Origin of the sequence: Sphingobacterium sp. LRF_L2, assembly GCF_965644235.1 — a bacterium.
Classification (GTDB): domain Bacteria; phylum Bacteroidota; class Bacteroidia; order Sphingobacteriales; family Sphingobacteriaceae; genus Sphingobacterium.
In genome coordinates this window covers 533,622-547,414 of the sequence record NZ_CBFFRI010000004.1, presented here as the reverse complement: position 1 = coordinate 547,414, position 13,793 = coordinate 533,622, and the positions used below count along the sequence as shown (strand labels likewise).

General features: G+C 34.4%; 10 protein-coding genes. 3 read left to right on the top strand and 7 right to left on the bottom strand.

What is annotated here, in order from left to right; genetic code table 11:
* Window positions 1-17: 17 nt before the first annotated feature.
* On the bottom strand, window positions 18-2,579 hold the full coding sequence (locus ACSZOX_RS11085; RefSeq protein WP_437920023.1) for an AAA domain-containing protein: 2,562 nt from the start codon (window positions 2,577-2,579) through the stop codon (window positions 18-20).
* A 196-nt stretch (window positions 2,580-2,775) separates the two neighbouring features.
* Between ACSZOX_RS11085 and ACSZOX_RS11080 the strand changes: the two genes are divergently transcribed.
* Complete coding sequence (locus ACSZOX_RS11080; protein ID WP_437920022.1) at window positions 2,776-3,645, top strand: HipA family kinase; 870 nt, start codon at window positions 2,776-2,778, stop codon at window positions 3,643-3,645.
* On the top strand, window positions 3,642-4,487 hold the full coding sequence (locus ACSZOX_RS11075; protein ID WP_437920021.1) for a DUF3037 domain-containing protein: 846 nt from the start codon (window positions 3,642-3,644) through the stop codon (window positions 4,485-4,487). Before ACSZOX_RS11080 ends, ACSZOX_RS11075 begins: the two co-directional genes overlap by 4 nt.
* Before the next feature lie 197 nt (window positions 4,488-4,684).
* Here ACSZOX_RS11075 and ACSZOX_RS11070 read toward each other — a convergent pair whose 3' ends face one another.
* From ACSZOX_RS11070 to ACSZOX_RS11055, 4 genes are all read right to left on the bottom strand, one after another.
* Window positions 4,685-5,179 (bottom strand): hypothetical protein, encoded by a 495-nt coding sequence (locus tag ACSZOX_RS11070; protein ID WP_437920020.1) that lies wholly within the window; start codon window positions 5,177-5,179, stop codon window positions 4,685-4,687.
* Between the two features lie 177 nt (window positions 5,180-5,356).
* Window positions 5,357-6,397 carry a hypothetical protein gene (locus tag ACSZOX_RS11065; protein ID WP_437920019.1) on the bottom strand — a complete coding sequence of 347 codons (1,041 nt, stop codon included), beginning with the start codon at window positions 6,395-6,397 and terminating at the stop codon, window positions 5,357-5,359.
* 65 nt (window positions 6,398-6,462) lie between these two features.
* On the bottom strand, window positions 6,463-7,071 hold the full coding sequence (locus tag ACSZOX_RS11060) for a hypothetical protein (RefSeq protein ID WP_437920018.1): 609 nt from the start codon (window positions 7,069-7,071) through the stop codon (window positions 6,463-6,465).
* A gap of 25 nt (window positions 7,072-7,096) precedes the next feature.
* Window positions 7,097-8,713, bottom strand: coding sequence for a reverse transcriptase domain-containing protein (locus ACSZOX_RS11055; RefSeq protein ID WP_437920017.1), 1,617 nt, complete (start codon window positions 8,711-8,713; stop codon window positions 7,097-7,099).
* 392 nt (window positions 8,714-9,105) lie between these two features.
* Here ACSZOX_RS11055 and ACSZOX_RS11050 point away from each other — a divergent pair, with 392 nt between their 5' ends.
* A complete protein-coding gene (locus ACSZOX_RS11050; RefSeq protein ID WP_437920016.1) occupies window positions 9,106-10,335 on the top strand; it encodes a hypothetical protein in 1,230 nt (409 codons plus the stop codon).
* 128 nt (window positions 10,336-10,463) lie between these two features.
* On the opposite strand, the gene ACSZOX_RS11045 is transcribed toward ACSZOX_RS11050, so the two are convergent.
* Entirely contained in the window at window positions 10,464-12,911 is a 2,448-nt protein-coding gene (locus ACSZOX_RS11045) for an SIR2 family protein (RefSeq protein ID WP_437920015.1), read from the bottom strand.
* A gap of 223 nt (window positions 12,912-13,134) precedes the next feature.
* Window positions 13,135-13,356: a helix-turn-helix transcriptional regulator gene (locus tag ACSZOX_RS11040; RefSeq protein WP_437920014.1), complete on the bottom strand. Its 222-nt coding sequence runs from the start codon at window positions 13,354-13,356 to the stop codon at window positions 13,135-13,137.
* Between the last annotated feature and the right edge of the window lie 437 nt (window positions 13,357-13,793).

Below are 13,793 nucleotides of genomic sequence, written 5' to 3'. Positions count from 1 at the left end.
TAGGGGGAATTTATCTATTACTTAAGAGCAGACAACTCACCAAGACTCCTCGTCAGCCTTTCCCGTTCACCGCTTCCAGTAGTTGAAAATCGGAGTAGCGGCAGACCGTACTTTTCCAGTATGGCATCTTTCATTGCGTCACGTTCCGATTGTTTTCCTTCGACAGCGTGATAAGCATAACCATCCACTTCGATCGCCAGGACCGGATTTTTGCCAAGTTTGTTGTAGATCAGAAAATCCAGGTGCGTCATGTGATGGCTTGCATATTTTGCTTCAGCAGGTGTCATTAGTGAGTAGTCGTTAATCAAGCTTCGCAATGGAAAATGGAGGAGCACATCGTATTTTGAAAACCTGTCATCAGATAATACAGAACATACCAGTGTATACATCAGGTTTTCACTGTCAAATACCGATTTGATACGCTTCTGAGACAAGATCCTGCGTCGCTTTTCCTCATAGCCTTTGTATAGGTAATCAAAGATCGAATGCAACGTACTCTGTATAATCGTGAAGTTATTGTATTCGATATAACGGATTAGATCTGCAATGTTGCTATCATTTCCAGAATCGTTGCCATGTACCAACAAGATCAGCTGATCTTTAGCTCGGGAGATGGCCACATTCAGACGGTTAGGATTATCTGTAAATTCCGATATCTCATTATCGACAGTAGATAGGATAATCACATCATTTTCCCTCCCTTGAAACTTATCGACAGTATCTGCGATAACCTTGGTGCCCGCAAATGTACCCTGCAATATATTTGTCTGATTACGATAAGGCGTCACGATGCCTAAGTCAACCGAAGCAAGCCCCTGTTGTGGTATTATTTCCTGTAGGATAACATCGATCTGCCGTTGATTCATGCGTGCCCGTGCATGGTTACCCGCGACTGTTCGATAGACCATTAGCGGTTCCCGTTCTGTTGTTGGTTCAGATAAGATAATGAGCTGATCATTGTAGAACTTACGGTTGCAGAACTCAATGATTTTTGGATGGCAGCGATAATGTTCTTTCAGTAATGTTCTATGTACATCTGGAAATAGCTGTGTGATCGATGCAAGCAAACTATTTTTAGCATAATGATAAGCTTCGGACATTTTGAATGCATGAAAAATAACGTCCGTTTTTTGTGCCATTGTTGTATCCACCACATTCGGGAGCTGTTTTAGATCACCGACAATGACGGCTCGTTTAGCGCATGATAGCGCCAATGCACCTGTTGCCAAATCCACCTGCGAAGACTCATCAATGATCACGTAGTCATAGACAGTATGCTCAGCCAGGCATCTTCGTAGCGAGTATGTGGTACTCATGATAACCGGGTAGTCTTCGATGAAACTTGCAGACTTAGCGCGGAGATCTGCTTCCTGATAAGTTGGACGCTCCTTATGCTGATACCTGTTATAAAGCACCTTTTTAATAAGGCGCATTGAGGAATCCGTATACTCCTGCACCTTTTTCTCAAAAGAGAAGTTATTCAAGGCATTTTCCAACGATTTGATGCGATGCGCCAATTCTGCTATTTTAGCCTTATAATAGGCCGATTGAGTGATCTCGATCATATCCCAATGCGATAAGGTATAAAAACCCTTATCTTTGATGCGATACCGAAAGCGATAGACCAGTTTCTTCCACCAATTGAATTTTGCTCCCGAGCGTTCATGTATTGCAATTGAATTCCAGAGAGCCATTAAGCGATCCGATGAAAGATTCGTGTTGAGTTTGAAATTTGATATTGACTGCACCTGATGAAGAAAATGTTGCTGTTCTGTTTTTATATTTTCGATCAATAGTTTCAGTGTGGCAAGTTCGTTCTTTTGCGCTAACTTTTCAGTAAGCTGAGTGAAAAGTTCACTGTTCTTCTGTTTCAATTTTGTTAGCTGTTGCTCTGTTAGGTTAAATTTAGACAGATCGGGGATTTCAGATTGCGATTCTATAAATTCCTTTTTATTCTGGCTATTACCCAGTAAAGCAGCGATAAAGGAAAGGCCATTCTTTTCAAGTTTTTCATATACATTTTTCGTAGCCGAATTATTACTCGAAACTACCGCTACACTCTGACCATTTATCATAGCGTTTGCTATGATATTAAGTATAGTCTGCGTTTTACCGGTGCCTGGCGGCCCTTCAATAATACTCAGCGGGTTCGCAAATGCATTGTTTACAGCCTCTTTTTGGCTGAGGTTGAATCCAAAGGGAAATATTTCGATAGGAAGGGTAGGGGGACAATCTTTTGGCTGCGTTTCATTCAGATAATTGGAGAGGATGGCATATTCAGGGATAAAAGATATTCTGTCGTAGCTATCCGATAGAATGTTTTTTCCCACTTCGGACTTAAGTCCAACAGCATCGGCAATCGCTTTCAGATAATTGAATGTTGTCTCCGCTTTTTTACTTTGCAAAGCAGATTTGACGATCTGAATTTTATCCTTATTGTACGTATATTTTTTATTGCTGCTTTTGAATGTCACAATACATTTCTCACCCGCGAAAGAATAGGACTGGATATCATTAGTCTTGTCCTTTCCATCGATGTAAATGGCTTCTTTCTGTGAGAATTTATTTGTGTTGTGCATCTGAAGGTTAATTAATATTAGACTCTCTTTTATAAAATTATAAAAACTTCCGTATTGCTTTCTATAAAAACGCTATGCCAAGTGAGGCGTAAATTTACTAATTTCTTCTCTCGCCTATTATACTCAGTGGATTATCATCTCATTCTGAGTATATTATTTGTTTTAACTATGTGTATGAATAACAAAATAATTAAATTTGCAAGAGGGAATACATGACCATTTATATAATCTTAAAATATCATTTGTTTTGTCAATTAAATCCAAACAATTTACGCTTGCGCAGGTTTATGCCGTAGAAGTAATACACGAACTAACTGATAGCGCCAACTTACCGTTTGTGGTAGGAGCGATAAATAAAGCTACACATGAGCGAGCCGAATATGTAGTCAAATTAAATGCCTCCGAGCGCATGATACCGAATGGTAGGATGTTTGAGCTCATTGGTGCGTTTATGGCAATTGAGTTAGACCTGTCGGTTGTAGTACCTGTAATAGTTGATGTAAGTGAAGATTTTATCGAGCTTCAGAAAGGGAAAGGCCATTTTCTGCGTTGTAGTAGAAGTCTGGGATATAATTATGGATCCGAATTTGTTAAAGGTTTATTGATCTTAGACAACCATATTGCTTTGACAGGCAAACAAAAAGATGTTGCTCAAGAAATTGTGGCATTCGATATGCTTATACGTAATGTAGATAGAAATGCAGAGAAGCCAAATATGATTACTGATGGTAATACATTATTGCTTTTGGATCACGAAGCTGCTTTTGCGTTTGTTAGAGAGATGCCATGGGACAAAAATATCGAACCGTGGAATTTTAATGAATTAGATAAAGGCGTACTGTTTAAACATTGCTTATTCAGTAGAGTCAAGGGGAATATAGAGCAGCTTGATGGATTCTCTGAAAAAATGACTAGATTTGATGACGATTTTTGGGAACGGGCTAAATCTATTATACCAAACGAATGGTTCTCTGAAGATAGCTTTAATATTATCAAAACCCATGTTGACTTGATGGTGAAAAATAGAGTTGCATTTATCCAAAATATCAAATTATTATTATCATGAAAAAGTTTCAATATCAAGTATTACAATTTTGCCCGGACAAGGTCACGGGGGAATTTCTGAATGTTGGTATTGTTGTTTTTGATCCAAGTAATCAGAATCTAGCCTATCGGATTTTGCATAAAGTAGGGGCTATTGGGCAACTGTTTGAGCAGGCCAATACGCGCTATCTAATCAAACAACTAAATACCATTCATACCAGTTTGAATAAGATAAAAAGCACTATTGAGCGCGATAAGCTTGGGATGAATGTTTTTAAATCAGTTGATGAACTAACAAGAAAGGCGTTTGTCAGAGATGACAGCGCATTGTTATTCTCCGATATTCGACATTCGCTAGACATATCGATTGATCATTTAGTTGATTATTTGGGTGAGCGAATGTTAACGGTAGGTAAGATTGAAATTGATCAGGATATCAAATCTGATAAAGAGGTATGGACCAAAATGTTTAAACGTTATTTTGATGATCGGGATATTTCTCGATTATTAAGTCCTCGCACTGTCAAGACGAAGTATGATGAGATATCATTTGAGCATACCTGGAAAAATGGTCATATTAACTTTTTCGAATCCGTAAATTTTGATCTTCAAAAAGAAGATACAATTAAGAATAAAGTACGTCGTTGGGCTGGGCAAATTGAGGAGCTTAAGACTGTAGGGGAAGAATTACACCTGTATATTCTTGCCAATATGCCAGATACTAACGATCAGATGAGTGAATATATTTCTTCTTTTCTTTCAGACAAGTCTTCAAAAGATGTTCGTGTCGATATAGTTACATTAAATGAAGCTGATAACTTTGTAAATGCTCTTAAAGAAGAGATAGTCAACCACCCATCTTGATATCTATAGATGTGAAAAGCATAATTCTTAATTATGCTTTTCACATACCTTGTTTAATATTTATTGCCTCCCCGATAATATAGAATTTATCTATTATTTCAGTCTTTCAACTATAGATTATTTGAATAGCTCTCTTTCAAAAAGAGTTTGGTTAAAAACGGAACTCTATATTTTAATAAAGAGATTTATAAGTTTAGTCACAATTTGAATATGAAAATTTCTTCTTCAGTTAAGGCTAAGAGCATAGCTGCCATAGCTTCGGTCTCTGTTGTTCCAAATCTAATAAGGTTGTTATATTGTCCTTTTTGATTTTGACTAAATGCTATAACTTTACCTTCATAGGTATAGCTAACTACATATTCTATGGCATTGGGGTCTTCGTCTACTTTAAGTAGCTCTAAGCGCGCAAATGAATAGTCACGACCTTCAGGGAATACGATTTTTTCATAACTTCTTATGGACGCGCTATAAGTCTCTTCAGTTACTTCTAAAGTTCCAGGAAGTAAGTTTAGAAGTTCAGAAAAAGTATAGCTGTAGCATTCGAATTGGGAGTCTATTTTTAGAGTTGTTTCTCCTACAAATAATCTACCGGATTCATTTTTAAAGTAGCTAAATAGAGATTTCTTCCCTGGGATTACTTTGTTTAATAATTTGGAAGTTTCGAAAGATGTAACGATTTGCTCAATTTTCATAGTATTTTAATTTTATCGTTAAAGAAATATATACTCATGTTTTTTATTAAACTGCATGGTCTGTTGGAAGGTGTAGAAGTTAGTTTATAGCTAGAAGTAGTGCCATTATTAACGCTGAAAAATTGAATTCTACATAGTCGTATAAAGAGAAATGTTTTATTAAAAACTTCTATTCAATTAAGGATACATATTAATGAACAGATGATATACAATAATTTCAGTTTTTTCTCTGTTGTGTACGGCTTTAGCTGTTTTGAGATTCACTGCTTCATATTGATGACCTGAAATATCTTGGATTGATTTTGATTTATATTTTCCAAAGTCAATGCTTCTGTAATAGTTAAGATACTTGTTCCAACTTTTGGTAAAAGATTTAGTCTCGCAATACACAATTACGAAAAGAGGAGATAGACCCAAAGGTTCATTTGCAAACATCTTTGTTAGATGTGAGCTGATACAAGAGTCTATGTTTTGTTGTTTTGGAATAGAATATAAACGGAAGCATTCTATCGCTGATATATTATTGTTTAAGTTATCGCTGATAATGATATCGCGAAATGCTAATCCAGCTCTGTTAGCTTCACTTTCAGTAATAGAACTACCACCTAAACTTTGATCTTTAGCCGTCCAACTTTTATTGCTAAGCCGTTGATTTATTAATGCCGAAATAACGGTGTTGTATTTGTTTTCATCTTTAAATTTCCTGTACAAAGGGACGTTATCTAAGAAAGTTAAACAGACATTGATAAAGGCGTTCAATAGATCTTCATTGCGGGGCTGGAGGTTGATGCTTGACTTTTCCTGTACCCAGTCTGTAACAATAGATTCAAGATTATCATAATCAACATTTTTTTCGGAATTCGATTTCTTAGCACGTATCAGAGGTATGATTTGATATTTTATATGCTTTATATAGTCTGATTTCTTTCCTGTATATAACAGCATATGGTAGTCTATGAATCCTGTACATTTATACAGAGGATCGAAGTGTTCCAAAAAGGATACGAATTCTCTATCAATTACTCTATTTACATATTGATATATTTCATTTTCTGAAGAACAGAAATAACGTGCGGCATATACTAGTGAGGGAAACAGTATTATTGAAAACTTATCATTTAAGGGATTTGAACTTGTAAAGTTTGGAGTTGTCTCTGCTCCATATAACAATGCGGACTCTTCCATGAGTAGCTCGGTAGCATCCTTTGGGTCTTCCATGTCGTAGTACTTGATAGGCGCATGTACTTTAAAAAAATTATGATGTCTAATTTCATATTTTACTTTCATTCCCAGTATCCCTTTCTTTTTAAGTATCCAATTAAAATCTCTAGTTCTTCGTAAACGTCTTGAGCCAATTTATCTATTTTCTTAGAATCTTCCCAGCCTTTATCTCTGTACTCAGGATCCTTAAAAGGAATAAGAAAATCTGGATGGGGCGATCCATGCATGTGAACCGAGGAAAAATCCGTAAACGCCTTCAGTTTATCGTTGAAGTTACCAAAGAGTACTTCTAGATTCCTGTCTATTAGCTTATTCTCCAATAGTCTACTCTCATGTTGATACGCTATTATACTCCAGATTGCTTCATGAGGGTATCCATTCCATGAGTCATTGCATAACACCTCCTCCTGAACCATTTTCAGGTTAAGAAAGCCTAATAACCTGAAAATGGTTTCTGTATCTGACTTTTTTATGATCTCATTAGATTTATTGTCGTCTCGCTGTATTTTTAGTTCGATTGCCAATATTATGATGATGATTATTAAAGAAAATATAATAGACAATTTCCAATCACTAAGCAATAAAGGGAGTGAAAAATGATTCGTAAGATAGGTAATAAGTACTGGAGCGATCACCAACGAAACATACCACTTTGAAAGAATTTTGCTCATACCACTTTATTTATAAATTAAGACATTACCAATTCTTATTCACCAAGTGTTTATTTATGGCCTGCCCTATGATTTGTCTTTTCTTTTTAAGTTGGCGCGAGAATGAGTTTGTCTCAAACTGTCTTTTGCAACGCTTGATATAAGAGAGATAATTTGAATGTTGTTTTACTTCTACATCCCTGTGATCAAACATAAAATCACCACGATCATTTATTATGAGTGAATAACGTCTACGAAACACTTGTTTATTCTCTGCCTTGTTAGCATGTTTTAATGGTGAGTTATATAGCTTCTTTACCTGGTTAAGGTATACAGCCCTAGGTATGGTTGGATTGTGCGCAGATAGACGTACAGCACGACGTGAGCGTCGCTTTACAATCTCTATAACACGACGGTAGTATTTTGCGATGTTAGTCGATTTAATAAGCGTATTATAACCTCTAAATTCAAACCCTAGATAATTCAGTGGACAGTCGACGACTTCTTTTTCACCAACGATTTTAATAGACGTAATCCTTTCATCTCTATTTTTGTTAAACACAGTCTTTTTAAAAATAAAACGTTCCGTCTTTTCTTTACTGATTTTTACCTTGAATTTTAAGATCAGTTTATTGACAAACTCGTCAACATAATCCATTTCTTCAGGTTTACAGAGGATAAGTATATCGTCAGAATACCTGCGATAGTGAGCGCCGAGTTTCCGAGAGATCTCGTTAATTATAGTACGGTCAAACTCGATTAGATAAAGATTGGCTAGAATTGCACTCACTGGTAACCCTTGCGGTATGCCAATCATTTCATTCTTACCATTCTCATCTCGATCTCCACGAAATGGATTCTTGTAAATAGGTAGCCGTCCCTCTTTAATCGCGCGCCTAAAATCCTCGTTGGATTCGAAGAAACACTTATACCCTTTTTTCCGCCTTATCTTTGCCAATTTAGATTCGTCAAAATACTTTTTTCCCTTCTTTTTTAGATCATCGTATAATACATAGCTAAAATTGGTGCAAGATTTAAATACATTATAGTGATCAGGAGGTAGGTCTTCTTTATCTATTGCATATGCCCAGATGTTGTATAATGTCTCATGGTGAAGGGTAGAGAAGAAGCTTTTTAAGTCAATTGCTAAGACGCCCACGTCACCTTGCGATTCTACCCGATTATTAATCTCTCCAAATACTTCATGGGCAAAGTGAATATTACTCTTGCCACTACGGTCAGTTTGGCTAATAGGAATAGATCTGTATGCGAGTACGGCCTTATCCAGTTCTTCATCCTGTTGCAGTTTCCCTTCGTAAGCTGTTCCTAATAGGTGCGCGTAGTACGAATATATGAGCGAATCAAAATGGCTAGAGTAGTGGAGGGGTCTGTTCTTTACAGACTTGTCAGTTCCGGTTCCATCTTTTCGCTTATGGCTATGTCCTCTTGGCTTAGATTCTTTTATGTGGTGTTTCTTTGGATCAGCTTTTTTATACTTTCTGTCTGCTAAGATACGATGTATTAATGGGAAAAAGGCGTACCTGGCCACGTACTTTGGACAGGTTACCTTACGGTAATAATCCTCCCAATTAGTATGTACACTCAATGAAGGCGTGATGTGCATATAGCCTTTGCTCTTTAGCCAGTCTGGTTTTCTTTTCATAATCTAAAATTGGCTTAGCAATGGGCTATCAATAATGCGTATCGTTTACATACCACCTGACGGTGCGGATCAGGACCCAATAACTGAGTCATTGTAATAGCGATAAATACAAGAAATACTTTGTAACTTTGATTAGAATGATAGCGATAACCATCACCTGTCTCCTTCAAGCTGATGCTTTGGGAGCGTTAATAAGCTTCTGTTTAGATAGTACATCTGTGAGCCTCCGAGAGTGGAATGCAAACAGTGTTTGTAAAATCTAGCCTGTTACTTTCTAAGTAACAGTAAAACCATGTAGGTTCTATAATCCTGCCTAATTGTAAACTGCTGTTTATCCCATTGACTAAGCCTTTCAAATTTACTAAATTGCAACAACAATTAATAATTTATTTATGAATGAGCACGAAAAAGAGATTAGTAAAAACTATCTATCTATTATTAAACCTAAAAAAACGAGAGAAGCACTGAAGCTCAACGATATTGTGACGTTGAAAAGCCATCCGTATCAAATTTCTTACACAGAACCCAAGATTGGAGCATATGCCAAATTTACGCCTCCGCTAATGATCGTATTTGAGGTTTTAAATAAATCTACCCATGATACTCTAACCGGACTAAAGGATTCGAATCATTACAAATGCCTGTTCTATTCTACATCAGAGGGAAAATTTGAAAAATTATGGTTTAAGGGTGAAGAATTAAAGTTTATTCGCGAGATTAATAAGACAAATTTTGGAGTTAATTCTCCAAATATAAATGAGTGGAAAAAGGAATTAATTGGTAAAGAGGTTGTTTTACAGACAGTTGATTTGGAGCTAGGTAAGCAGAAGACATTTCAAGACATCGTAGATGGTCGTTCAAAAATGAAAGATAGTACTTTATTAGATTATTTACCTCCTGTAGGTACAATAATGGATCTAAAATTTGAGGATGATTATATTAAGCACAATGAAAAGACTGGCAAAATCTCTTCGCAAAAACAAGCGTTGCAAGCAAAGATCAAATGGTTGAATAATGAGTCTGGTAAAATTAGTGACGACATTGTTCCGTTAGAATGCTTGAAACTGGTCACTTTTAATGATATTCAAGTTTTATACGAGTCAAGGAAAACTTATCTTTTACCATTACAAAGCCGTAAGCAATTAGAATCGAATGTGAATCTATATTATAAAGCTTATCCAGTCTATTTGAAATCAGTCACTTTTAAACATTACTATTATGTTTACAACACATCGAATAAATTTTCCAAAAAGTCGGTGGCATACCCTGAAAGTTTTCCTGTAGAATCGATTGTGAATTTTGATGAAATTCTTAAAAATGGACATGATTTAGGAAGCTTAATTCAAATTCAGGCATTTTTCAGTGAAGAAAACGTCGAAATATTTAAAGGGAAATGGTATTACATAAGTTATATTGATCAACAAAACAATTATACCGAACGAATTATTTACGTTCAGGATTTTCCTAGATCGGATGAGGAAAACATTGGAGAATCAAGGAGAACTCTTCGATCTAACTGCTTGCTCAGAGAAGGTGCTATAAGAAATTTCCGTGTGAATGGTATTAAAAAATGCATTGAATTACCCAATGATTTTGAAAAGATGTTTTTTGAAAGAGTCTAAGTAAGCAATTAATATATCTACACTTAACAACTACTTGTTAAGTGTAGAGGTAGACTTACCTATTTTTGAAGCCTTCCCGTTTCTCAAACATTGAATTGAAGCCTTGCCGTTTCGGTAAGGCTACTATTCTACATAGAATTCTGGTGCTTTTCTAAAATCCTTGTTAGTTCTCTTTCACAGTTATAAATTGCTTTATTCCATCTTTCACGCTCAACAGAAAGTTTATACTCTATGATTTTTTGCATTATCTCTTCGCAAGAAATAATGAACACTCTTTGATCTTGAACTGATAGAATATTAAAATATCTGTCATAAAATTTGCCATAATTAATGGCAACTCTAATCGGATAATGACGGTTTTCAATTAGGCTTGACTTTACTGATAATAAATTGTGAGCTTTAATAAATTGTTCCATACACGTATCTTCCGTGCCATTATAAATTTCATTTTCTAGTACATGTCGTGCGTAATGGTTGTCTATTTGAAATGTGTCGAAGTCAGGATTTTTATTGGCGTAGCTGTAGGCAGTGTTAAAATATTTGTCAGCAATTAAATATTCTCTTGCAGACAATCTAGCTATTGCATATTGAAGCCAAAAAAAAGGATTTTTTATAGCAAAACGTGTTCCTTTGATTTCTTCATAAAAATTTAAGACGACACTTCTAAAATGATTATTCTCATGTAAATTGAAAATACTTTGGAGTCTTGAAAACGATACTAAGCTTTTTAAAATTTGATAATTATTTTTGTCAATGCTTCTTTTATCAAGTTTCAAGAAAACTTTGATTAATAGCGATATTAATTTTTTATGGTATTGTGCTTGAGATAATAATGATAACGCTAGTATTGAAGATCTTACATTAATTTGTAAATTTCCGAAATTTACAAATTCTTTTAGGTAATCGTTATTATTAAAGGACGGGTTGTTTAAAAGTTCATCATCCAAAATGTAAACCAAATTATCTACATCTATTTTGAAATCGAAGACAGTACTTGCTAAGATTAGAAGAGCTGCATCAAAATATGATTCATTTGCGCTTTCAATAAATAATAAAATATCATTAAATCTTTTTTTTATGTCAGGAGAATCCAATAAATAGAGAAGTAATAATCTAAATGAGCTTTTGCACTTATCTACAATTACTTTTCTTTTTTCAACATCATTGGAAGCATATTTTCCCCACAGACCATATTTGTTTAATAACTTTGTAAGTTCTTCAATTTCACTAAGTGAAAGATTATTTAGGTTTTTTGTAAGATATACATTGCTAAATATAGATTGCTCCAATGCAACGTAAACTGTATCGTTTATTGTTGATCTATCGCTTACTATTAAAACTATATCTGATGTTCTAAATAATGCAATAGTTTTTAGTAATTGTAGATTATCACTGTATTTTTCAACTATTATTGCTGCCTTTTTTGATTTTCTACAAATTTGCTCTATTTCTAAGTCGGTCTGATCATAATATTTTACAAAGGTAAATACCTCATAATGCATATTTACTAAAGTATCAGATAATCCTTCTAGAAAAAGAGTTTTTCCATTTCCCAAATCGGAGTGTATTAATATATTTTTGCCTCCTTGTTCAATATATTTAGCTACTTCTTCTATCTCCTTTCTTTTAATATAGTAAACAAAATCAGATGAGTTTGTTATTGAATAGTGTATAAGGTTAGAGTTAAAATTTCCTTTAAAAAGTAGATCAAATACATCAGTATCTTTTATCTTAACAGGGCTACTGTTAATTTCAAATTTTGAGAAAGATCTGTAAATTATGTCATCATTTTCTGAAGGAGAAAAAGTGGTCTTTTTCATTTCTAACATTTGGGCAAAGCCATCTATCCCGATCTCAAATACATTTCCAAATCTACTTAATTTCTGTGTTAGTAGTTTAGATTCGTTTTCTTTCACTATAAAAGCAATTTTATCTTTTTTTGCTTTAGCAAGAATTATTCTTGATAAATCTAGATCACTATTCAAAGAAAAACCGATAAATACTACAACTTTAGAGGTTTCAATATCGCTTCTAAATAAATCAACCCATTGACTATTTATGAAATCAGTAGTCAGATAGCTGACATCTGTTAATTTAAAATCTTTATAAAGTGATGAAGGTATCAATTTATCTATGTATCCATTTAGATGAATAGCGTATGTCCTTTTGTCCCGATATTGATCAATTTTATCTCCTAAGACAATAGAGGATAATAGTTTGCCAGATTTTGAATATGCTAATTCTAAAACATTATCGTAATTGGTTGTATAGACCCTTTTCCAAGGTAAACTAGCTACTGATAAATGGGAATTACTTACTTCAGATATAAAGAAGTTATTTCTTAAAAATTCTATCAGTTGATGTTCGCCAAATTCTTCTATATAAAACTGTGAAGCATTTTTCAAATCGTAATCATTCTCTATAACTCCACACTCTAAATATAACTTTTCCGTTAAAGATGCTGCGGATGCCAGCAAATTCCCATGTATATTCTTTGCGCCAAAAGAAAACCCAGCACCTGTAAAAAGCGTACAATTTCCGCTAATAACCGATTCTAATAGATTATCTAATTCCATAATCAAAATTCTAATAATTTTAAATGGGTTTATAGCCCCAGTATTGTTAAATTATCAATTAGCATTGTAAAATCATGTGATTTCACAAATACCAAACGATTACTTTAGTTGTTGCCCTTTAAATTCAAATGAGTTCGCTTGAAAAATATAACTTTTATATTCATTTTTTAATTTTTTTTTTGATAAAAATTTACCCTATGAAATAAAAATACATTATCATAAGCTATTTATATCTCATCCATTCGCTCTCATTTAGTAAACTCCTTATATCTACGTCTAAAAATCTGGCAATATCATTTAGAGTATTTAGAGTTGGTTGTTGTTTATTATTTGCCCATCTGGAGACTGTTTCCTTTTTTACCTTTAAATGTTCAACAAGTTCATTGTTTTTAACTCCTTTTTCCTCTAAAACTTCGGATATACGATTGATTTTATATATAGACATAAATTATTTTATTTTTATTGTTGATTTTAAAAATCAACTTTCATATATTTGTATATGATTTAGTTTTGCTATATCATATAGTTTGAGCAGTAATTGGACATTGTCTGATTAAACAACGAGTCTCTGACTTCTCAATTGGCACCTGGGATGGGACGGTAAGGTTATGCTCATTTCCTACAGATATTATTATATTTGTAAATAATAATAGCGTGGGGGTGAGCCTTACTGTGCGATCATTTTCAGGTGCCGCCTACGAATTTTTCTTAGGTCTGACCTAGGGCTTTGCTTTAGTGAGAAGAATGATTAAACGTAAGGTTTCACCCTTCGTTATTTATAGGGCTCGTTCACATAAACCAAAAATATCATTATGAGAACGAACAGAACACACGCTTTCCAACATCAGCAGCCGATCAAAGATCGATTGTCGGGGTATTCCC